General features: G+C 66.6%; 15 protein-coding genes. 6 read left to right on the forward strand and 9 right to left on the reverse strand.

Annotated elements, in window-relative coordinates:
* Nucleotides 1–26: 26 nt before the first annotated feature.
* The 5 genes from HNR60_RS11370 to HNR60_RS11390 all read right to left on the reverse strand — a co-directional run bounded on the left by HNR60_RS11370 (nt 27) and on the right by HNR60_RS11390 (nt 10,766).
* Nucleotides 27–2,267, reverse strand: coding sequence for a DUF1522 domain-containing protein (locus HNR60_RS11370; protein WP_184257475.1), 2,241 nt, complete (start codon nt 2,265–2,267; stop codon nt 27–29).
* Between the two features lie 309 nt (nt 2,268–2,576).
* Nucleotides 2,577–4,808: a DUF1522 domain-containing protein gene (locus tag HNR60_RS11375; protein ID WP_184257477.1), complete on the reverse strand. Its 2,232-nt coding sequence runs from the start codon at nt 4,806–4,808 to the stop codon at nt 2,577–2,579.
* 660 nt (nt 4,809–5,468) lie between these two features.
* Nucleotides 5,469–7,049 (reverse strand): flagellar biosynthesis protein FlgL, encoded by a 1,581-nt coding sequence (locus tag HNR60_RS11380; RefSeq protein WP_184257479.1) that lies wholly within the window; start codon nt 7,047–7,049, stop codon nt 5,469–5,471.
* 8 nt (nt 7,050–7,057) lie between these two features.
* Nucleotides 7,058–8,932: a flagellar hook-associated protein FlgK gene (flgK, locus tag HNR60_RS11385; RefSeq protein ID WP_184257481.1), complete on the reverse strand. Its 1,875-nt coding sequence runs from the start codon at nt 8,930–8,932 to the stop codon at nt 7,058–7,060.
* 34 nt (nt 8,933–8,966) lie between these two features.
* Nucleotides 8,967–10,766, reverse strand: a complete 1,800-nt coding sequence (locus tag HNR60_RS11390; protein WP_184257483.1) for a flagellar hook-basal body complex protein — start codon at nt 10,764–10,766, stop codon at nt 8,967–8,969.
* Between the two features lie 323 nt (nt 10,767–11,089).
* Between HNR60_RS11390 and HNR60_RS11395 the strand changes: the two genes are divergently transcribed.
* Nucleotides 11,090–11,434, forward strand: coding sequence for a cytochrome P450 family protein (locus HNR60_RS11395; protein ID WP_184257485.1), 345 nt, complete (start codon nt 11,090–11,092; stop codon nt 11,432–11,434).
* Here HNR60_RS11395 and msrB read toward each other — a convergent pair.
* Together msrB and HNR60_RS11405 are read right to left on the reverse strand one after the other, a co-directional pair.
* The gene (gene msrB, locus HNR60_RS11400) at nt 11,377–11,877 is read right to left on the reverse strand and encodes a peptide-methionine (R)-S-oxide reductase MsrB (RefSeq protein ID WP_184257487.1); all 501 of its coding nucleotides are present in this window, start codon (nt 11,875–11,877) and stop codon (nt 11,377–11,379) included. The genes HNR60_RS11395 and msrB overlap by 58 nt on opposite strands.
* A 354-nt stretch (nt 11,878–12,231) precedes the next feature.
* Entirely contained in the window at nt 12,232–13,665 is a 1,434-nt protein-coding gene (locus HNR60_RS11405) for an NAD(P)/FAD-dependent oxidoreductase (protein ID WP_184257489.1), read from the reverse strand.
* Nucleotides 13,666–13,770: 105 nt separating this feature from the next.
* Here HNR60_RS11405 and HNR60_RS11410 point away from each other — a divergent pair, with 105 nt between their 5' ends.
* The gene (locus HNR60_RS11410; RefSeq protein WP_184257491.1) at nt 13,771–14,310 is read left to right on the forward strand and encodes a SixA phosphatase family protein; all 540 of its coding nucleotides are present in this window, start codon (nt 13,771–13,773) and stop codon (nt 14,308–14,310) included.
* A gap of 277 nt (nt 14,311–14,587) precedes the next feature.
* Nucleotides 14,588–15,013 (forward strand): universal stress protein, encoded by a 426-nt coding sequence (locus tag HNR60_RS11415; RefSeq protein WP_184257492.1) that lies wholly within the window; start codon nt 14,588–14,590, stop codon nt 15,011–15,013.
* A 219-nt stretch (nt 15,014–15,232) separates the two neighbouring features.
* Here the strand turns inward: HNR60_RS11415 and HNR60_RS11420 are convergent, their stop codons facing one another.
* Nucleotides 15,233–15,826 carry a hypothetical protein gene (locus HNR60_RS11420; protein WP_184257494.1) on the reverse strand — a complete coding sequence of 198 codons (594 nt, stop codon included), beginning with the start codon at nt 15,824–15,826 and terminating at the stop codon, nt 15,233–15,235.
* 300 nt (nt 15,827–16,126) lie between these two features.
* Here HNR60_RS11420 and HNR60_RS11425 point away from each other — a divergent pair, with 300 nt between their 5' ends.
* Nucleotides 16,127–16,561 (forward strand): hypothetical protein, encoded by a 435-nt coding sequence (locus HNR60_RS11425; protein WP_184257496.1) that lies wholly within the window; start codon nt 16,127–16,129, stop codon nt 16,559–16,561.
* Nucleotides 16,562–16,643: 82 nt separating this feature from the next.
* Here HNR60_RS11425 and HNR60_RS11430 read toward each other — a convergent pair whose 3' ends face one another.
* On the reverse strand, nt 16,644–17,150 hold the full coding sequence (locus HNR60_RS11430; RefSeq protein ID WP_184257498.1) for a YciE/YciF ferroxidase family protein: 507 nt from the start codon (nt 17,148–17,150) through the stop codon (nt 16,644–16,646).
* 389 nt (nt 17,151–17,539) lie between these two features.
* Between HNR60_RS11430 and HNR60_RS11435 the strand changes: the two genes are divergently transcribed.
* Together HNR60_RS11435 and HNR60_RS11440 are read left to right on the forward strand one after the other, a co-directional pair.
* Nucleotides 17,540–18,646: a lysylphosphatidylglycerol synthase transmembrane domain-containing protein gene (locus HNR60_RS11435; RefSeq protein WP_184257500.1), complete on the forward strand. Its 1,107-nt coding sequence runs from the start codon at nt 17,540–17,542 to the stop codon at nt 18,644–18,646.
* 68 nt (nt 18,647–18,714) lie between these two features.
* Nucleotides 18,715–20,715: an SGNH/GDSL hydrolase family protein gene (locus tag HNR60_RS11440; protein ID WP_184257502.1), complete on the forward strand. Its 2,001-nt coding sequence runs from the start codon at nt 18,715–18,717 to the stop codon at nt 20,713–20,715.
* Nucleotides 20,716–20,945 lie beyond the last annotated feature (230 nt).

The following is a 20,945-nucleotide window of genomic DNA, read 5'->3' on the forward strand; positions in this document are numbered from 1 at the left end:
CTGATGGGTCCGTTAGGTCGGGTCGTTTAGCGCAGCAGCTGCAACACGCTCTGCTGCGAGGTGTTGGCCAGCGACAAGGCTGACACCGCGATCGACTGGCGGGTCGACAGCGCCTGGCTGTTGGCCGCTTCCTCGTTGGTGTCGGCCAGCGTCAGGTTCGACGCGCCGGTCTGCAGCACGTTGATCAGGCTCTTGGAGAAGTCCTGACGCAACTGCACGATCGACAGGTTCGAACCCAAGGCCGAGGCCTGCGAACGCAGCGCGGTGCTGGCGGTCGTCAGAGTTGCCAAGGTCTTGTTGGTGTTCGAGTTGTCGATGAAGTCGGTGCCGCCGGTCAGGTTCGACAGGCCGAGGCCTGCTGCGTTGAAGGTCACGCCCTGCACGTTCAGCGTCGACTTGCCGGTTTCGTTGAAGGTCAGCTTGAGGTTGTCGCCGTTCAACAGGTTGACGCCGTTGAACGAGGCATCCTGCGCCGTGGTGTTGATCTGGTTCAGGATGTTGTTGTACTGCGTCACGAGATTGGCGCGGGTGGTCTGCGCCACCGTGTCGGCAACCGGCGCCGCCGCGGTGGTGAAGGTGGTCGAGGTGGTCAAGGTTCCGCCGATCGCGCCGCCGGACAGGGCCGAACCGAGCGTCGAAGACGCGTAGTCGTTGCCCGCCGAGATCGTCAGCTTGCCGGACGCATCCACGGTGGCGTCGAGGTTGTTGGCTTGCAGCGCAGTCTTGAGCTGGGCCAGCGTCTTGACGGTTCCGTTGGTGCCATCGCCGAGCGTGACATTGACCGCGCTTCCGCCGTTGAAGGAAGAGAAGGTCAGGGTCTTGCCGTCGATGCCGCCGGCGCCGGCCGCACGCGTCGCAGTGAACGTGCTGCTGGTGTGGGTCGGGCCGTCGAGACCGAGTGCCGACAAGGCATTGCCGACGCCGCCGGCGATGCTGAGGTCGGACACCGTGCCGGTGCTGAGCTTCAGTGTGCCGTTCGCCGCCACGGTGGACGCCGAGACGCCGCTGGCAGTCGCCAGGGTCGAGACGCCGGCGGCAATGGTGGCGGTCTGCACGCCGGTCGCAAGGTCGATCGCTTTCAACGTGTCAGCGATGGTCGCACCCTGCAGATAGACGATCGAGTTGCCCTTGCCATCGGTCTGCAGATGACTGCCGGCCTCGATGCCGGAACCGGACGGAACGTTCGCCGGAAGCGGCTGGTAAGCGTTCGAGAAGGTGATCGTCTTGCCGTTCACATTCAGGGTCGAGCCGTCTTGGATCAGGTTCGAGGTGGTGGTCGCAGCAGTGGTGCGAGCGACGCCGACCCCGACGTTGCCGGACCCGATCGAGGTGGTCAGGCCGAGGGCATTGAGCAGATCGGCCTTGCCGGTGATGCTGAGGTCGGCGCCGGTCGAGGAGTTGACCGTCAGCACGCCGGCTGCGAACGCCGCGGTCGAGCCGGTGATCGTCGCCGCGCCCGCGGTATTCACGGTCTTGGCAACGCCGCTGGCCAGATCGACGGCCTTGAGAACGTCGGCAACGGTGCCGCCGGTCAGATAGATCTGCGAGTTACCGGATCCATCGGTGACGATGTTGCCGCTGACGCCCGAGCCAGTCGCAACGCCGGCCGCCGCGGGAGCCGCCCCGCCCTTGAAGGTGATGGACTTGCCGTTGACGACCAGAACGTCGCCGTCTTTCGGAGCCGCGGCGGCCAACAGAGTGGTCGCAGTGGCACCGGCTGCCAGCGTGACGGTGCCGGACAGAGCGGTGGAGCCGTCGCCCGCGGTGGCCGCAGTTCCAACCAGAGCTCCAGCGACGCCGCCGAGGGTGGTGGCCGTCGTGATCGGCGAAGCGCCGCCGGAGGTGCCGTCGGTGACGACGCCGCTGACCGCGAACGCGTTGGCGTAGGTGGTGGTGCCGCGGATGTCGTCGGCGGTGGCGCCGGCGATCGTGGTCGAGACGTTCGACTTGGTGGTGTAGCCCGAGACGGTCTGCAGCGCCTGGTTGGCGATCGACTTCGCGGAGTCAACGAGTTTGTTGAGCGAGGTGATGCCGGTGTTGGCGGCCTGCAGGATCTGCACGCCGTTGCCGATGCCATCGAGCAAATTGTTGATGTCGCTGGCGCGGCTGTCGAGGGAGGAGGCGGTGAAGAAGTTGGTCGGGTTGTCGAGCGCGGTGTTGACCTTCTTGCCGGTCGACAGGCGGCTCTGAGTGGTCGCAAGCAAGTCGGCAGTGGACTGCAGCGAGAGCAGGTTCTGACGCACGGCTGAGGAGAGGATAACGGACATGGTGAATACCTTCCTGGTATAAGCAACAACTGATCTTCTTGATCAGCCGCGGCACACTCTGTCCGGGCGTCGTAACGAGGTATTAATTTAGGGGCTAGGAATAGTACCTGTGAACCGCCGTTGTCGGTATAAATACCACCCCTAGTATAAATACCCCCAAAACAACAAAGTTAGCGCTGCGCTGCAGGCGTTTTCGGATTCGCCCGGAGCCGCATTTTTCGCCGTTAACCAGCTATCAACCATGTTTCTCAACACAAAAAAACGGCGGGGTTGCCCCCGCCGTCTTCCGATTGGTGCTCGAGAGAGCGATCAGCGCAACAGCTGAAGCACGCTCTGCTGCGAGGTGTTGGCCAACGACAGCGCGGACACCGCGATCGACTGGCGGGTCGACAGCGCCTGGCTGTTGGCCGCTTCCTCGTTGGTGTCGGCCAGCGTCAGGTTCGACGAGCCGGTCTGCAGCACGTTGATCAGGCTCTTCGAGAAGTCCTGACGGGTCTGCACGATCGACAGGTTGGAACCCAAAGCCGAGGCCTGCGACCGCAGCGTGGTCGCGGCGGTGGTCAGGGTCGCCAAGGTCTTGTTGGTCGCGGCGTTGTCGATGAAGTCGGTGCCGGACTGCAGGCTCGACAGGCCGAGGCCATTCGGGTCGAAGGTGACACCCTTGATGTTCAGGGTGGACTTGCCGGTTTCGTTGAACACCAGCTTCAACTCGTCACCGTTCAACAGGTTGACGCCGTTGAACGAAGCGTCCTGGGCCGTGGTTTTGATCTGGTCCATGACGTCGTTGTACTGCTTGACCAGATTGCTACGGGTGGTCTGCGCAACCAGGTCGGCAACCGGATCGGTCGGCGTCGAGAAGAACGACGCCGCGGTGCCGCCGATCTTGCCGCCCGACAGCGTGGAGCCAAGCGTCGAGGAGGCGTAGTCGTTCGCCGCCGAGATCGTGAGCTTGCCGGTGGTGTCGATCGAGGCCTGCATGTTGTTGGCCTTCAGCGCCGTATTCAGGTCGCTGAGCGACTTGACGGTGCCGTTGGTGCCGTCGCCGATCGTGATGTTGACCGCAGTGCCGCCGCTGAACGACTCGAAGGACAGCGTCTTGCCGCTGATGCCGCCGGCGGATGCCGTGCGGGCCACGTTGAAGCTGGTCCCGGTTCCCTGGGCGCCGGCCAGACCCAATGCCGACAGCGCGTTGCCGGTGCCGGAGATCTTCAGATCGCCTGCCAGGCCCGAGCTGATCTGCAATTGACCACCGGAGAGCACCTTGGACGCCTCGCTCCCCGCGGCCACCGCCAACGTGGCGGCACCGTTGCTGACCGGAGCAACCTGGGCGCCGCTGGCGATGTCGATGGCGGTGAGCACATCGTCCATCGTGCCGCCCTGCAGGTAGACGGTCGAATTGCCGCTGCCGTCGGTGATGACGTTCTTGCCGGTCACTTTGCCCGAACCGTAGTCCGCATCGGCGGGAAGCGCCGCATCCGCGAAGGTGATGGTCTTGCCGTTCACGGTCAGCGTCGAGCCCGCCTGCACCATGCCGGCGCGGCTGACGCTGGTTCCTGCGCTCGTCGCGGCGGTTCGGTCGGCCGCGAAGCTGCCGACGCCGGTCGCTCCCGAATTCAGTCCGAACGCCGAGAGCAGGGTGTTGTTGCCGGAGATCGACAGGTCGGAGCCAGTCGAGGTGCTGAAGATCAGCTTGTTAGCATCGGCACCGGCTCCAACTGAGGCTGCGGTAGCACCGGTGTTGGTCGTGAGGGTCGCGCCGCCGCCGACGATCGACGCCGACTTCACGCCGCTCGCAACATCGATGGCGTTCATCACGTCTTGAAGCTTGCCGCTGTTCAGATAGACGGTGGAATTACCCTTGCCGTCGGTGACCAGCTGATTGTTGACGCCCGAACCGGCCGGCAAAGTGGTCGCGGCCGGCGCGTCGCCGTTTGCAAAGGTGATCGTGTGGCCATTCACCGTCAGGGTGTTGCCGGCCACCGGCTTGTTGGCGCCGAGAGCGCTCAGCAAAGTGGCAGCACCGTCGGTTGCGATAGCCGCAACTGCCGCCCCCTTGTTCGTCCCAGCGGTACCGCCGAGCAGGGTCGCGCCGGAAATCACGCCGGGAGTGGCTTGACCGTCCTGCAGGCCGAGGCTCTGCGCCGAGCCGTTGGAATAGGTCGAGGTGCCGCGCAGATCGTCGGCGGTGGCGCCGGCGATCGTGGTCGTGACGCTGGACTTGCTGGAATAGCCGGCGACGGTCTGCAGCGCCTGGTTGGCGATGGACTTCGCGGAGTCCACCAACTTCTGCAATGAGGTGATGCCGGTGTTGGCGGCCTGCAGGATCTGCACACCGTTGCCGATGCCGTCCAACAGATTGTTGATGTCGCTGGACCGGGCGTCGAGCGAGGAGGCGGTGAAGAAGTTGGTCGGGTTGTCGAGCGCCGTGTTCACCTTCTTGCCGGTGGAGAGGCGGCTCTGGGTGGTGGCGAGCAGGTCCGCGGTGGACTGCAGCGAGAGCAGGTTCTGACGGACGGAGGACGAGAGTGTGATGCCGGACATTTGCTTGAGACCTTCCTGGTTCAGCTAAAATCACGATCATTCAGATCGCGCTGGAACCCTGGCCCCGAACATCTAACAAAGCGTAAAACTACCCGGGTACATTTACGATGAAGTTCTGCCATATGGCGTGCATAGCGACCCGGCCGCACCCCGCCGGCCGCACCGTGGCTTCAGACGATTTCTGATGTGAAACAGCGGCTTGCTGACGAGATCGAGCCTGCCGGGGCGGCGGCAAGCCTCCTCCTGCCGCGGCCGGGGCCGCGCAAGCGCAGCCGGCCACTCGGGTCGTTACGAGGTTGGGTTAACGATCTCAGCATGGCGCCCGCCCCATCTCGGGCGCCGTCATCCTGAGAGTCTGACTCAAAAAGCGATCAATGGAATCAGGCATTAAATCCGTCATTGCGAGGAGCTCTTCTGACGAAGCAATCCAGGGCTACGCGGAGGCCCCTGGATTGCTTCGCTGTTCGGCCGGCGCTGCGCGCCGCCCTCGGCTCGCAATGACAAAACCCCTGGTTTTGCGCGCTACTTTTTCGGTCAGGCTCTGAGGCGCCCGAGCGTCTTCGCGAGGGCCTCGAAGGATGCGGCTCAGGATGACGCGGGGAGTGAGCAATATCCGGACGGCCGACGGCGGGCGGCGTTGGCTCGCAATGACGGAGCGGCCTACAGGAACTTGACCAGGCTCATCTTATAGAGGTCCGAGGTGGTCTGATACGAGGCCTGCAGCGCGGTCTGCAGCGCCAGGATCTTGGTGGCGACCTCGTCGTTGTTGATGCCCTCGATCGAGTCCAGCATGGTCTGCGAGATCACCTTGCTCTGCGCCTGGCGGTCGGTGGTGGCCTTGATCGAGGACTGCGCGCCGGCGAAATCCGCCTGGATGTCCTGGATGGTCTGGGTGCCGGGGATCACCGCCAGGTTCTGCGCGATGCGCTGGTTGAGCGCGGCGATCTTGCCGTTGGCGTTGACGTCGCTGACGTTGGTGGTCACCGCGGCGAACACCGCGACGTTCTGCAGCTGGGTGCGCAGCGCCTGCTCGTTGGCGCGGGCGCCGTAGCGCACCGTGATGGCGTCATCGATCCGCGCCACCGCGGTGCCGCGCGCCGGATCCGCCGGCGCCGGCGGCGGCGCTTCCGTCTCGCCGGTGTACCAGATCACGGTGTCGGCCGCCGAACCGTCGACCAGCGTGGTCGAGGCGCCGAAATTCGGCGCGCCGCCGACCCGCTGCGGCGGATCGTCGAAGAAATTCTGCCCGGCCTGCACCGCCGAGGCCGCGGCCATCGCGCCGTTGGCGAGCTGGGTCATCGACTTGCCGAGCTCGGTGTTGAGGTTGGCGGCGGTGGCGGCGGTGTCGGCGCCGATCAGGAAGGTGTTGGCGTCCATCGGCGTCTTCAACGTCGTGGTCGCGGTCATCACGATGTCCTCCGAGGTGCCGTCCGGCATCTTGAAGGTGAACTTGATGGTGTCGCCCTCCTTCGGCAGCGTGGCGCCGAGATCGACCGACATCGCCTTTTGCGCCGCGGGCGCCGGCGACACCGGCACCGAGGGCTGCGTCACCGTGGCGCCGACGATGTTGGTGGAGACCGCCGACACCTTCATGCCGAACGGCTGCGCCGTCGCCGGCGCAGGCGCGGTCAGCTCTTCCTCGGTGACCGACACGCTGGTCGGCGGCGCCGCCGGCAGCACGCCGACCGCGCTGCCGACCCGGCCGTTGGCGTTGACGCCGAGATCGGCCAGCTTGCGCTCGGAGATCACCTGCTTCAGCCCGGCGATCGCCGCACCATTGCCGTTGAGGATCTGATCGGCCGCCGCCACCGGCGCCGCGTCGGTGATGCGGCCGCCGAACAGATAGCGGTCGCCGGACTGCGCGTTGAGCATGTCGACCGAGTCGAAGAAATCCAGGTTGGCGGTCTTCTGCCCGGCGGTCTGCCCGGTGTTGTCGATGGTGCTGCCGGCGCTGACGGCGGCGCCCTTGACGTCGGAATTGATCGCCACCAGCCGCTGCAGCGACAGGTTGGCGACGTTGATGCGGGTGTTCACATTGGTCGCGGTGTCGGCGTAGCTGCTGTAGGCGTTGAGCTGGGCGCGGATGCCGAGCGCCAGGCTGCGGCCGGAGCCCTGCCCTGCGTAAGTTGTGGCGATCTTGCCGCTGGCCAATTGCTCGGTCAGCGAATCCAGCTGACTGCGCAGATTGAGGATGCCGGAGCCGATGTAGGACGTTCGTCCGCTGACGCCATCGATTGACATGGTCTACCTCAAAAAGCCTGCATCAGGGTCTGATACATCTGGTTCACCGTCGACATCACCCGCGCATTGGCGGAGTAAGCGTTCTGCAGCGACAACAGATGCGCCATCTCCTCGTCCATGTTGACGCCCGAGACGTCGGAGAATTTCTTCTCCAAGGTATTCAGCACCACGGTCTGGCCGTCGGCGACCTGGGCGGCGGATTGCGCCGCGGCGCCCTGCTGCGCGGTGAATTGCTGCATGTAGCTCAGCAGCGTGCCCTTGAACGGCGCGCTGGAGGAGCCGACCCCGGTCTGCGGCGAATAGCTGTAGGTCGATTTGGTGAGCTGCCTGGTGATGAAATCGGCGCGGGTGCTGTCGCCGGACGCGGTCAACGGCGAGGTGCTGAACACCACGAGCCGCGACGGATCGGCAACCAGACCGTTGTTGACGCTGAGCCGCTGCGCCAGTCCGGTGATCTGACTGCCCGAGCCGCCGATCGCGCCGCTGTAGGCGGCGCCGTTGTCGGTGAACAGCGCCACTTCCGGCCCGCCGCTGGTCAGGTTGGTCGGCGACAGCGTGGTGGTCACCGACGCCGCGGTGACGGTGGAGAAGCCCGGATTGTTGAGCACGTTGATCGAACTGCTCGTGCCGGTGAAATACAGGTTCGACGGGTTCAGCGCGGCGTTGAGCTGCGCGATCACCGTGCCGGGCTGCGAGAAGTCGATCCCCACCACGACGTCGTTGGGATCGTTGGTGGCGGAATTCGGCAGCGGCAGCACCGACGGATCGTCGACCCGCACGATCGAGATGTTGCGCTGGGTGCCGGTGGTGGCGTCGGTCACCGTGACGTGCATCACGTTGCCGGTCATCATGCCGGCGGTGTCGATGGTCTGTCCCGCTTGCGTCCCGACCGTCACCGGGGTTCCGGCGGTGGTCTTGTCGGACAACGAGCTCGCCAGCGTCGCGGCGAACTGATCGATCTGGTTCTGCGCCTCGACCAGGGTCTTGTCGCGAGCCTCCACATAGGCGGCGATCTCGCCGGACTTGATCGTCGAGGTGAGATCGATCGAGCCGCCGTTGGAGTAGCTGACCTTGATCGAGCCGAGCGAGCTCAGCGAGGACTGCGAATTCCAGGTGGTGCTCGGCGTCACCGTGCCCTGGGCGTTGAACGACAGCGTCGCCGCCTCGTTGCCGACCAGCTGCACGCCGGCGCCGGTGAACACCGTGATCTGGTTGACGCTGTTGGTGGTGACGCGGATGTCCATCAGCTGCGACAGCTGGGTGACGTAGCGGTCGCGCTGGTCGAGCAAGGCCGCGGTCGAGGAATCCGTCGAGGTGCCGCCGAGCGGATTGGTCTGCAGCTTGTTGTTGATGTCGGCGATCTGCTTCATCAACGTGTTGGCGTTGGCGACCGCGTCCTTGATGCCGGTTTCGGCGGCGCCGCGCAGCGTCTGGATGCCGTTCGACATCGCGTTGAGCTGGCCGGCGATGGTCTGCGCCGCGTTGATGACGCCGATCCGCGCCGACTGGCTGTCCGGACTGGTGCCGAGCGCTTGTACCGCCGCGGTCAGCGCGTTGAAACTGTCCTCCAGGGTGCCCGAGGAATCCGGGTTGCCGTACAGGCCCTGCAGCTGCTGCAGGAAGTCCGACTTCAGCGACGCGTAGCCGGCGCCCGAGGTCTCGGTGCGCAGCTGGGTCTGCACGAACTCGTCGAGCTCGCGGTTGATGCCGTTGATGTTGACGCCCGACCCCGTCGAGCCGGTGTTGGTGGTGACCTGGTCGACGGTCTTGCGGACGTAGCCCGGCGTTTCCGCGTTGGCGACATTCGACGACACCAGCGACATCGCCGCCTGATTGGCGCGAAGCCCGGCCATTGCGATGGAGAGTGCGTCACCGAGACTCATGACTGACTACCGTTCAAAAATCGACCGCCGCGCCTTAGCGGATCACGTTCAACAGGTCCGAGACCATGGTATTGGCCGTGGTGATCACCTTGGTGTTGGCCGAATAGGCCTGCTGGGTGACGATCAGCTTGGTGAATTCGTCGGCGATGTCGGTGTTGGAGGCCTCCAGCGACGAGCCGGAGATGCTGCCGCCCTTGCCGAACAGCGCCGCGCCGGATTCGTTGGTGACCTCGAACGCGCCGCCGTCGAGGCGTTTGAGGAAGTTGGCGCCGTTGAAGGTGGCGATGCTGACTTCCGCGAGGTCGATGTTGCGGCCGTTGGAATAGGCGCCGACCACGCGGCCCTCGTTGCTCACCGAGACGCTGGTCAACTGCCCGGCGGCGTAGCCGTCCTGCTGCAGCTGGTTGACCTGGACGTTGCCGTTGGTGTCGGCGAACTGGGTCAGGCCGCCGGTGCCGAACGACATCGTGACGTTGCCGAGCGAGACGCCGCTCACCGTCAGGTCGGTCAGCGTGATGGCGCCGATCACCGGGTTCATTTCGCCGTTCGAGCCGAAGGTGAAATTGGTGCCGACGTTGACCCAGCTGGTGTTGGTGCCGGTGGCCGCGGGATTGGTCTGATAGAACAGGTTCCAGGTGTCGTTGTGGCCGGTGCCGAGCGACGCGGAGTCGGTCTTGGCCCAGCGCAGCTGCACGTTCACCGGCGCGCCGTTGCCGTCATAGGCGGTGGTGGCGCCGCCGGAGATCGACTCGTCGAGGAAGGTCTGGTTGTCGCTGCCGATCACCTTGCCGGTGCCGACCGAGCCGCCGCCGGTGCGCACCACGGTGACCGGGCTGGTGAGGCCGAGCGAAGCGAAGCCGGCGCTGGTCGAGACCAGCGACAGGTCGGCCGCGGCGCCGGTGTGCAGCACGATCGCGCCGTTGGTGACGGTGGACGGCGTGCCGGTGTTGCCGGTCAGCGCATCGATCTTGCCGAGCAGCGTGGTGATCGAGCTGTCGACCGGGATGTGGGTGCCGTCATTGACGCCGCCCGACGCCGTCACGATGAGATCGGTGCCGTTGACCTTGACGATGTCGCCGACCGCGAAGTTGACGCCGAGCGAGTCGGTCGCCGAGGCGCCGCTCAACGTGGTGGCGCCGGTGATCGCCACGCCGGTCTTGTTGTTGACCTGCAAGCCGGTCTTGGTGTTGTCGCCGAACGGCGGCGGCTGGGTGCCGTTGACCTGCGGGTTGACGGTGAAATCCGCCGGCCGCAGCAATTCCGAGCCCGGCACCGAGGTGTCGTGCTTGGTGGTCAACGGGTAGCTCGCCAGGTTGGCGCGGTAGCTGATCTTGGTGGTCTGCTGCGACGGCAGGAAGTCGTTCTGGAATTTCAGGATCGCCGGCGCGCCGCCGGACGGGTTGCCGGTGCTGGGGTCGATCGACACGCCTTGCAGATAGTAGCCGGCGCCGTTGACCAGATAGCCGTTCTTGTCGAGCGAGAAGTCGCCGCGCCTTGTGTAGTTGTTGACGCCGGTGAAGATCGGGTTGTTGTCGGAGAACGAGCCCGGCTTCTGCACCGCGAAAAAGCCGTCGCCGTTGATCGCCATATAGGTCGAGACCGCGGCCGATTGCACCGAGCCCTGGATGGTGTTGGTGCTGCGCGATTTCGCGGTGACCGAGCCGGCGAGCTGCTGGTCGTTGCCGGTCTGCGGGATCAGGTCGAGGAACGAGGTGTCGATCCGCTTGAAGGCGGTGGTCTGCGAATTGGCGATGTTGCCGGAAATGTTCTCCAGCGCATAGGACTGGGTCCTGAGCCCCGCAACGGAGGTGGTGAGAGCGCCGAAGATACCCATTACATCGTCTCCAACTTCGATCCGGGCGGCCGCCGGTCATGCCCGAAGGGGGGGCCGCATCGAAAGCAGACGTCGCAAGGCCCGTGCCAACTCGTCTTTCCGAGTTGTTTCAGAGTGTTACAAATCCGCCGGGGGGCCAGGCACAGGTCCGGAATTGCCGAGCCGGGTAATATTTGCCGGGATAACCGGGTCGCCTCGCCCTGCTGCGGCGCTGGAACCTGGGTCGAAGGGCGGCGGCAAATTGCGCGTTTGTTTGAGCGAAATCACGGCGTCGCCCCGAAAAGCGTGACATTGCAGTCGTCGTCCGACCGGAGCGAGCCGTCATGAGTGAGTTCGAGATCGCGCAACAGGTGTTGTCGTGCCTGCGGCAGGCGGCCCGCGAGGCGCCGCAGACCGCGTTGCCGATGCTGAAGCGGCTGACCCGTCTGGTCGGCGGCGACGGCTGCCGGCATCCGCTCGAGGTCGACGAGGCGCGGTCGGCCGCCTTCATGGCGGTGTGCGGCTATGCCAAGGCGCTGCACCGCGGCCAGCCGGCGGACCGGCTGTGGAGCCTGGCGGTGCAGGCCACCGAGCACTGGCAGTCGCTGACCCGGCGCCCGGTCTATTCGTCTCAGCTCGCGCTCGGCGTCGCCGGGTGGAACACCAGTGCAAAGCCGTCCATGCAGTAGCGCAGGCCGGTCGGCTTCGGGCCGTCGTCGAACACGTGGCCGAGATGGCCGCCGCAGCGCCGGCAATGGATCTCGGTCCGCGTCATGCCCAGCGTAGAATCCTTGCGCTCGCCGACCGCATTCGGGAGCGGTTGATAGAAGCTCGGCCAGCCGGTGCCGCTTTCGAACTTGGTCTCGGAGGCGAACAGCGGCAGGTCGCAGCCGGCGCAGGCGAAGGTGCCCTTGCGGTGTTCCTTCAAGAGCGGGCTGGAGCCCGGGCGCTCGGTGCCCTCCTCGCGCAGGATATGGTACTGCATCGGGGTGAGCTGCTGCTTCCACTGCTCCGGGGTCTTTTCGATCTCGAATTTTTCCGCGGCGCGCGCCTCGTCGCCGCGCAGCCAGCGGAACCCGAACAGCGCGGCCAGGCCGGCCACCGAAGCCAGCAATAAACGCCGGTCCATCATGATGTCTCCGTTTCGCAAGGGGGTCGCCGCGGCGGCGCCGCGCGGCCCTTGCTGCAGATACGTCGCCGAACCGCCAACGTTACACGCGCCTCACCGCCCGGCGCTCACATTGTCGCGAGAAGCATGGTGCTCCGCCGCGTGCACGGCTTCACCTCTCCCCGCGTGCGGGGAGAGGTCGACCCGGCGGAGCGCGAGCGAAGCCGGGTCGGGTGAGGGGGCGTCTCGGCATAACGCGGCGCCCCCTCACCCGGCGCGACACGCTACGCGTGTCACGCCACCCTCTCCCCGCAAGCGGGGCGAGGGGCCGATGCCGCGCCGCTGCCGTCACTTTCGCCGCTGAGTTCGCAGCGTAGCCTACCCCGGCCCGCCGCCGCCGTCCGGCAGCCGCGGTTCCTGGCGCGCCTTCAGCGCGGCGCTGCGGGCCATCTGGCGGCGGACCTCGTTGAGCAACGCCCGCGCCCGCGCCCGCTCGCGGCGCCGCGCCAAAACGCCCTGCACCGCGGCATTGCCGCGCACCGCGTCGCCGATCAATTGCCCGGCGACGCGGCCGATCCGGCCGCCCGCCCACACCAGTTCGAACGGCGAGAACGCCTTCCAGCGCTCGTCGCCGGTCAATAGGCCCTGGGCGATCAGTTGCCCGGCCATCGCGGTGGTGTTGAGGCCCTGGCGGCCGAAGCCGCTCGCCACCCACAGCCCGGGGCGCAATTGCCCGATCTGTGGCATGCCGTGCACGGTGAGCCCCACCGTGCCGCTCCAGACGCGGTCGATCGCCACCTCGCCGAGCTGCGGGAACACGCTGCGGATGCGTCGCGCGATGGTGCCCTTGAAGCGCGCCGGGTCGACCGCGAAGGTGGTCTCCGGGTTCGACCACAGCAGCCGGTCGCCGCCGACGATACGGTAGTGATCGATGCTGTCGGTGTCGGCCACCGAGCCGGCAAAGCTGATCGCCGCGGCGAGCTTGGCGCCGAGCGGCGCGGTCAGCGCCGCATAGCGCCAGATCGGCAGCAGCGTATCGGACAGCCGCTGCAGCGGCGCGCCGAGATGGACGTTGCCGGCCAGCACGATATGCGAGGCGCGCAACCGCGCCTGCGGCGTGAAGATGCGCTTGCGGATGCCGGCCGGATCGATGCTGATCGCCGGGGTGTCCTCGTAGATCCGGGCGCCGGCTTCGACCGCGAGGTCGGCGAGCCCGCGCAGATAGCGCCGGCCGTCGAGCTGGAACGCGGTCGGGTAGTGCACCGCGTGGAAATAGCGCTTGGTCTGCAGCACCTGGCGCACCTGGTCGACCTGCCAGCCCTGCACCTCGGTGCCGAAATCCTCGCCGAGCATCTGCAGCCGGCTGATCAGCTTGTCGCCGATCTCCACATTGGAGACCTCGAGCGCGCCCTCGGTCAGCGGCAGCCCGAGGATCTGCGCCGCGGTGGCGCGGACATAGTCGGCGCCGTCCTTCGACAGCGCCCACAATTCGCGGGTCGGCTCGAAGCCGATCCGCGCGATCAGTTCGCCGATCGGATGGCCGAACCCCGGCATCACCGTGCCGAGCTGATGCCCCGAGGCGTTCCAGCCGACCTGGCGGCCTTCCAGCACGGCGACGCTGAGTCCGCCCAGCGCCGCCTCGCGCGCCACCGTCAGCCCGGCGAGGCCGGCGCCGATCACGCAGACGTCGACGTCGAGATCGAGGCCGAGCCGCGGCCGCGGCGGCAGATCCGGGAGCGTCAGCTCTTCGGCGGCCGGGGCGGCGGCCTGCGCATCGATCGGGCCGGGAACGGTCGCGGTCTCGCTGGTCATCCGATTTACTTACGGACCCGCCGACGCCTTGTCACCTTGTCCTGTGCCCGCTTCTCGATTAATCCGCAGGTCTGAAATGACGTTTCCCGCACCTTCGAGACCGCCATGCGCCGATTGATCCTGCTGCGTCACGCCAAGACCGAGTCCGACGCGCCGAGCGGCAAGGACTACGACCGGAGGCTCGACGACCGCGGCCGCGAGGACGCCGCCGCGATCGGCGGCTGGCTGGTGGCGCAGAAGCTGCTGCCGGAGCTCGCGATGGTGTCGCGCGCGGTGCGCGCGCAGCAGACCTGGGCGATCGTCGCCGACCAGATCCCGGCCGACGCCACCCAGCCGCGCGCCGTGCATCTCGACGAGCTGTATTCGGCGAGCCCGGCCACGATGCTCGCCCTGCTGCGCCAGGCCCCCAGCCATCCGCATATGGTGCTGCTGATCGGGCATAATCCCGGGCTGCACGAACTGGCGCTGGGCTTGAGCTGCAGCAATGGCGGCAGCGAGCACAAGCCGCTGCCCGGCAACATGCCGACCGCCGCGGTGGCGGTGATCGATTTCGCCGTCAAGAAGTGGGACGACGTCGCGTTCGGCGGCGGCCGGCTCTGCCAATACATGACGCCGAAGCTGTTGAAGGCACCGCACGGCCATTGAGGTGCTGACGCTTGCGGCATCGGGTCCCGGGCGAGGACGCAGCGCCCTTGGCGCTGCTCCGCAGACCCGGGACCGTTGCAAAGACTGCCTCCGTAACGGCCCGGATCTGCAGCGCACCACGCCGCCTAAGCGGCGCGCTGCACTGCGTCCGGGGCCGTTGAACGGCTGATTTTCAAGTTTGAGCGCTGCCGTCCCGATCAAGGAATTTCCGGCCAGGCTGTGATACACCGCGGTGCGGGATCGCGCCGGTTGCGCGATCCCGGCCATGGAGGCGGAGATGTTCAAATCCATTCTGGTGCCGATCGACCTGTCCGACACCGACCTGACCAAGCCCGCGCTGGATACCGCAGCGACGCTCGCCAAAACCTACGACGCCACCGTGCGGCTGATCAACGTGCTGCAGATGACCCCGGTGATGCTGGCCGAATACGTGCCGGCGGATTTCGACATCCAGCAGCGGCAATCCTCCGAACAGGCGCTCGCCATCATCGCCAAGGAATCCGGCATCGATGCTGCGAAGATTTCCACCGTGGTGCGGCAGGGCGGCGTCTATCACGAGGTGCTGGACGAGGCGACTTCGGTGGGCGCCGACCTGATCGTGATGACCTCGCACCGCCCGGCGATGCGCACCTACTTCTTGGGCTCCAACGCCGGCCACGTGGTGCGCTACGCCACCTGCTCGGTGCTGGTGGTGCGGCACTGAGGCAGTTTTTCGGTTGGGCTCAAAGAAGCCGAGCCAAATACGGTCGTCATTCCGGATTGCGAGTTCGTCAGAACGAGCAAGTCCGGAATCCAGTATCCTAGGGCGGTGATTACTGGATCCCGGGTTCACTCGCAGCTTCGCTGCTCATGCCCGGGATGACGGCCCGGGACTATTCAAGCGCATCAGCGCAGTCGTCGAATGCCCCCGGGGCAACGGCCATTACGGTATCAGCTCCTTCGGCAAATCCTCGAACGTGTAGTTGCGCGGCTTGTTGCGGCGGATGAAGCCGCCGATCTGCCAGCCGAACAACGCGGCGAAGCCGAGGATGAAGACGATGCCGGCCCATTCGCCGGTCGCCACCGCGCGCGCCAACAGGCCGGCCATCGCCACGCCGAGCAGCGCGAGCACCACCAGGCCGATGTTGTAGATCCACGGCTTCAAGCCGCCGATCAGCGCGGCGCGGCTGCCGGCCTGTTGCATCCGCTGGTGCAGCAGCGTGACGAAGGCGCGGTAGTCGACGTCCTGCGGCGCCATCAGCGCCACGGTCTGCCACGAGGTCGACAGGATGCGGATCCGCTCGCCGCTGCCATATTCGATGTCGGCGCGAAACCGCCGCGACTGCATCGACACCGGCCGATAGCTCAGCCGCACGCTGGCGATGGTGTCGTAGCGCCACAGCCCCGACTTGCCGCCGATGCTCCACACCAGGCCGTCGTCGGCGAGTTCGAAACTCTGGCCGCCGCCGATCAGCGAGGCGCGGTAGGCGTAGCGCGTGCCGGGCGTGGCTGGCGTGGCGGCTGCCGGTTGGGTCACAGGGTTTCCTCGATCGAATAGCAGACCATAACCAACACCGTGCCCCGGACGAGAGCGCATCACGTCGCTTGCGACGTGGTGCGCCGAGAGCCGGGGCCGTTACGGACCACGGCCTTGTTCGTAACGGTCCCGGTTCTGCGGAGCCGCGCGAAGCGCGCGGCTCCTTGCCCGGGACACGAGCCCCTCCCCGTCGCGCCGCGTTGCCTGGCCCGCGGCTTTGTCCTACAACCGCAGCCGTCCGACAAGCCCGCATCTTGCCGCGCGGCAGGCGCGGCGCGAGACCCAGAGCGCGAGACCTCGATGCCCGAGACCGCTTACTTCCCGCGCCGGCTGATCTTCGCCGCGGCGCTGATTTCCGGTGTGTTGCTGGCGCTGGCGCTGCACATGATCGGCCAGCGCTTCGGGCTCGACCTCTCCGGGCTGTGGCGCTCCGACATCAACGACTTCATGCCGGCCGGCGCCGCGCTGGCGTGGTGGCTGATCGCCACCGCGGGTTTCGCCGGCGGTTACTTCACCGCGGTGCTGATGCACAGCGCGGTGTCGGGCGAGATCCCGCCCAGGATGCGCCAGTTCCTGATCGCGGTCGGCGTGCTGGTGCTGGCGGCGGCGGGCCAGGCCGCCTCGGAGCCGAGTGCGATCCCGACCGTCAACGGCGTGCTGGCGGGGCTCGCGGCACTCGGCCTCGGCGCGGTGATGGCGTTCTGCGGCGTGCACTTCGCGCTCAGCAAAGCCTGAGAGCCGTGCACGCAGCAAAACGCCGCGCTGGGCTGTCCAGCGCGGCGCGACGGGGTTTGCGCAAAACGCCCGGCTCAGAAAATCAGCCGGCGGCGCGCAGGTTGATCTTGCTCTCGGCCAAGGTGGTCAGCTTCTTGTCGGTGGCCTTTTCCTCGTCGAGGGTCTTCTGCAGCACCGCGGCGCAATCGTTGCGGCCGAGCTGCTTGGCCCAGGCGACCAGGCTGCCGTAGCGGGTGATCTCGTAGTGCTCGACGGCCTGCGCGGCGTTGATCAATGCGGCGTCGAGCACCGACTTGTCGTCGACCTCGCCGGCCACTTCCTCGGCTTCTTCGATGATGCCGTCGATCGCGGGACAATCCACCGCCTTCACCGCGGCGCCGTGCATTTCGAACACCTGTTCCAGGCGCTGCACGTGAACTTTGGTCTCGGCGAGATGGGTCATGAAGCCCTGCTTCAGGGTCGCGTCGGTGGCCTTGTCGGCCATCTTCGGAATCGCCTTCACGAGCTGTTTCTCGGCGTAATAGATGTCCTGCAGCTGATGCACGAACAGGTCATCCATGGTCTTGATGTCTTTGGTAAAAAGTCCCATCTCGCGGTTCCTCATGGTTGCAACATCCGCAGCATGTGCGTTCCCGCTGGATGTTCGTTGTGGAGACCTGTGTTAACCGGCGAGGCTGGGCTCCGTTCCCTGCTGCGACCAAATCGACCGGGACCGCGCCGATGGCGCCGGCGACGACGCCCCTATATGGTGGAAGCGGCGAAACGCCGCGTTCGCGTGTCGCATTGCCGATATGGTTTGCGCTATATCAAGGGCATTTGCTGGTGACGCTCGCATGGATAGGCGGCGTCGTTTCGGCGGCGCCGATTGCGCAGCGAGCCGTTTTTGCCTTAAGGAATTGCGCGTATGTGTTGTTTGGCAGCCGCTCGCCTGTTTTCACCTCGATCGGCGTTCAACGCGTTGCCCCGCCCGGAGGATGAATGCATCGAGTGTTGACCGCGCTGCGGCGTGGTTTCAAGGAGCGAGTGGGCTGGAAGCGGCTCGGGATCGTTGCAAGTCTCCTCATCATCGGTTTCGCGATCCACTCGCTGGTCAAGACGCTGAAGGGCGTCGACAGCGGCGTCATACTTGTTGCGTTGACCGCGAAATCCTCCGGTCAGATCGCACTCGCGGCGTTGTGCGTGATCGGCGCGTTCTGCACGCTGACGTTTTATGATTTCTTCGCGCTGCGAACCATCGGCAAGCGCCACATCCCCTATCGCATCGCCGCGCTGACCGGCTTCACCTCCTACACCATCGGCCACAACATCGGCGCCACGGTGTTCACCGGCGGCGCGATCCGGTTCCGGATCTATTCCGACTACGGCCTCACCGCGATCGACGTCGCCAAGATCTGCTTCATCTCCGGACTGACGTTCTGGCTCGGCAATCTGTTCGTGCTCGGCATCGGCATGGCCTGGCATCCGGCGGCGGCGAGCTCGATGGATCTGTTGCCGGAATCCGTCAACCGGCTGATCGGGCTCGGCTGCCTCGCCGGCATCGCCGGCTATCTGACCTGGATCGCGATGGGCAAGCGGCGCCGCGAACTCGGCCAGAACGGCTGGAAGGTGGTGCTGCCGTCGGCCAAGCTGACGCTGCTGCAGGTGCTGATCGGCGTGGTCGATCTCGGCTTCTGCGCGCTGGCGATGTATCTTCTGATGCCGGCGCAGCCGGGGATCGATTTCGTCTCGCTGGCGGTGGTGTTCATCCTCGCCACCCTGCTCGGCTTCGCCAGCCACGCGCCGGGCAGCCTCGGGGTGTTCGACGCCGCGATGCTGCTGGCACTGCCGCAATTCGCCCGCGAGGAACTGGTCGCCACGCTGGTGATCTTCCGGCTGCTGTATTTCGTGATCCCGTTCGGAATCTCGATCACCATCATGGGCACCCGCGAATTGTGGCTCAATGTGGTGCAGCCGTGGCGGGCGCGACGGCTCAATGGCCACGGCCATCCGCCGATCGCCGCGATCGCGCAGCGCCCCGGCATCCCGAAACGGCTACCGCCGCCGGTGCAGCCGACGCAGGCCGCCAAACGGCACTCCAAGGGCTGAGGCGGCGGCGTGCAGGCCTCCCGCCGCATGTCCCATACTTTCGCCCCATCCGTGGCGTTGAAGGCGCCATGACCGAAAATATTGCGCTGCGTCACCCCATCAAGCTCGGCCTGATCCTGATCGGGCTGGCGCTGTCCGCCGCCCAACCGCTGGCCGCCCAGCCGGCGCCGCTGGCCCAGCCGGCGCCGCTGGCCGGCGCTGGCGGGCTGCAGATCAGCTGGGAGGTGCGCAACCGATTCCGGCTGTTCCGCGAGGAGCGCGATTTCCTCGGCCACGTCGAAACCCTGCGCGCCGGCAGCGTGCTCGCCTCCGAGCAGGCGCTGGGCGTACAGAGCGACGGCCGCGGCTGGGCCCGCAACACCGTCAACCGGCTGTGCATCGACCTCGCCGGCCGGGTCAGCGAGCCCTGCACCCGCGACAACGTCAAGGAAAGCTATCTGACGCCGACCGAGCATCCGGTGACGGTGCGGCTGTCCGGCGCGATCCCGGTCGGCGCCACCTGCGCCTGGTCGTTCGACGAAGGCGAAGGCCCGCCGCGCACCTCGACCCAGGACTGCGTCGAGCCGATCAATTTCCGCGCCCGCTACGGCCGCCCGACCGCGGTCAGCGTCGATGTGTCGAGCGGCGCCGATCCGGCGCAGCACGTCACCGGCCAAGTGTTGGTGCGCGACATCCTGATCGCCGGGCTGGGGGATTCCATCGCGTCGGGCGAAGGCAATCCGGACCGCCCGATCAACCTCTCCGACGACGGCTTCTGCTTCCGCTCCTATCTCGGCGGCCCCGGCCAGTTCTACCGGCCGAGCCGCGCCGGCTACAAAGGCGGCCGGGCCTGCGAGGCGCCGGAAACGCTGCAGGTGTGGCAGCGGCAGAGCGCGCTGTGGTTCAATGCGGCCTGCCACCGCTCGCTGTATTCCTACCAGACCCGCACCGCGATCGGGCTCGCCGCGCGCTATCCGCACATCGCGGTGACCTATCTGCCGCTGGCCTGCACCGGCGCCACCATCCCCGACGGGCTGTTCGGCAGCCAGCGCGCCCGCGAATGCCTGCCGGGCAAATCCGGCGCCAGCTGCCAGAGCAACGTCGCCGCCCAGCTCGCCGAATTGCGCGAGGCGCTGAGCGCTGCGAAGAAGCGGCAGCCCGGCCGCGGCCTTGATCTGCTGCTGCTGTCGATCGGCGCCAACGACATCAACTTCTCCGGTCTGGTCGCCGACGTCATCGTCGACAATTCCACCGAGCGCACGCTGTTTCGCCGCTCCGGGGTGATCGGCTCGGTGGACGAATCCCGCGCGGCGCTGGCGCGCGAGCTGCCGCAATCCTTCGCCAAGCTGCGCGAAGCCTTGAAGCCGTTGGTCGGCGGCGAGCTGGCGCGCGTGGTCTACACCGCCTACGCCAATCCGGCACTCGACAATGACGCGCCCTGCCCCGGCGGCCGCGGCGGCTTCGACATTCATCCGTCGTTCAACGCCGATCCGGCGCGGCTCGCCGCCGTCGCCGGCTTCGTGCAGCAGGAATTTTTGCCGCAACTGAAGAATCTGGCGCTATGCCGCGGCGGCGTGCTGTGCCGCGATCCCGCCGCCGACCAGATGACCTTCGTGGATTCGCATCAGCAGGTGTTCGCCAATCACGGCTTCTGCGCCCGCGCCACGAGCGATCCGGAATTCGATCGGCAGTGCTTCTTGCCGAAGGGCGACAGCTTCGATCCCGATATCGTTTCGGCGGCGTCGCAGCCGATGTCGTGCGGCTTCGGCGCCAGCAATTACCGCCCCTATCTGCCGCGGGCGCGCTGGATCCGCGACGCCAATGACAGCTATTTCGCCGCGATGACCTATCCGCAGGGGCTGCCGGCGGCGATCCAGCCAGCGGACATCCACGACGCCACCTGGGGCATCGTCTCGGCGGTGTATGGCGGCGCGGTGCATCCCTCCGCCGAAGGCCACGCCGCGATGGCGGACGCGGCGCTGCCGGCCGCAGCCAGCGTGCTGCATCTCGACGCCGCCGATCCCGCCGAGGTGGTGCAAGAGCCGTTGCCGCCGCCGAACGCGGCTCCGGAGAATCGTTCGGAGCGCTGACGCCGGGTTGCAGGTGCGTAGCAATTCGCGCGGCCGCGGCGCAGCTATAATCTTAAGCGCCTCGCCCAAACTATGTTAACCCGCCGACATTATGACCACGTTCGACGCTTCCGCCGGCCGACCGCGTGCATTACTCACGCTCAGCGGCACCGCACGACGGCGGATCAGTTGCGACGCGCAGGACGGAACAACAAAACCGGCCGCGCAAGGAACTGCAGGAACGCACGAGA

The organism is Rhodopseudomonas rhenobacensis (assembly GCF_014203125.1).
GTDB classification, from domain to species: domain Bacteria; phylum Pseudomonadota; class Alphaproteobacteria; order Rhizobiales; family Xanthobacteraceae; genus Rhodopseudomonas_A; species Rhodopseudomonas_A rhenobacensis.

Bases quoted from the DNA above. Each gene is read 5' to 3' on its own strand.
- HNR60_RS11370 (WP_184257475.1), bottom strand. From the start codon at position 2,267: ATGTCCGTTATCCTCTCCTCAGCCGTGCGTCAGAACCTGCTCTCGCTG.
- HNR60_RS11375 (WP_184257477.1), bottom strand. From the start codon at position 4,808: ATGTCCGGCATCACACTCTCGTCCTCCGTCCGTCAGAACCTGCTCTCG.
- HNR60_RS11380 (WP_184257479.1), bottom strand. From the start codon at position 7,049: ATGTCAATCGATGGCGTCAGCGGACGAACGTCCTACATCGGCTCCGGC.
- flgK (WP_184257481.1), bottom strand. From the start codon at position 8,932: ATGAGTCTCGGTGACGCACTCTCCATCGCAATGGCCGGGCTTCGCGCC.
- HNR60_RS11390 (WP_184257483.1), bottom strand. From the start codon at position 10,766: ATGGGTATCTTCGGCGCTCTCACCACCTCCGTTGCGGGGCTCAGGACC.
- HNR60_RS11395 (WP_184257485.1), top strand. From the start codon at position 11,090: ATGAGTGAGTTCGAGATCGCGCAACAGGTGTTGTCGTGCCTGCGGCAG.
- msrB (WP_184257487.1), bottom strand. From the start codon at position 11,877: ATGATGGACCGGCGTTTATTGCTGGCTTCGGTGGCCGGCCTGGCCGCG.
- HNR60_RS11405 (WP_184257489.1), bottom strand. From the start codon at position 13,665: ATGACCAGCGAGACCGCGACCGTTCCCGGCCCGATCGATGCGCAGGCC.
- HNR60_RS11410 (WP_184257491.1), top strand. From the start codon at position 13,771: ATGCGCCGATTGATCCTGCTGCGTCACGCCAAGACCGAGTCCGACGCG.
- HNR60_RS11415 (WP_184257492.1), top strand. From the start codon at position 14,588: ATGTTCAAATCCATTCTGGTGCCGATCGACCTGTCCGACACCGACCTG.
- HNR60_RS11425 (WP_184257496.1), top strand. From the start codon at position 16,127: ATGCCCGAGACCGCTTACTTCCCGCGCCGGCTGATCTTCGCCGCGGCG.
- HNR60_RS11430 (WP_184257498.1), bottom strand. From the start codon at position 17,150: ATGGGACTTTTTACCAAAGACATCAAGACCATGGATGACCTGTTCGTG.
- HNR60_RS11435 (WP_184257500.1), top strand. From the start codon at position 17,540: ATGCATCGAGTGTTGACCGCGCTGCGGCGTGGTTTCAAGGAGCGAGTG.
- HNR60_RS11440 (WP_184257502.1), top strand. From the start codon at position 18,715: ATGACCGAAAATATTGCGCTGCGTCACCCCATCAAGCTCGGCCTGATC.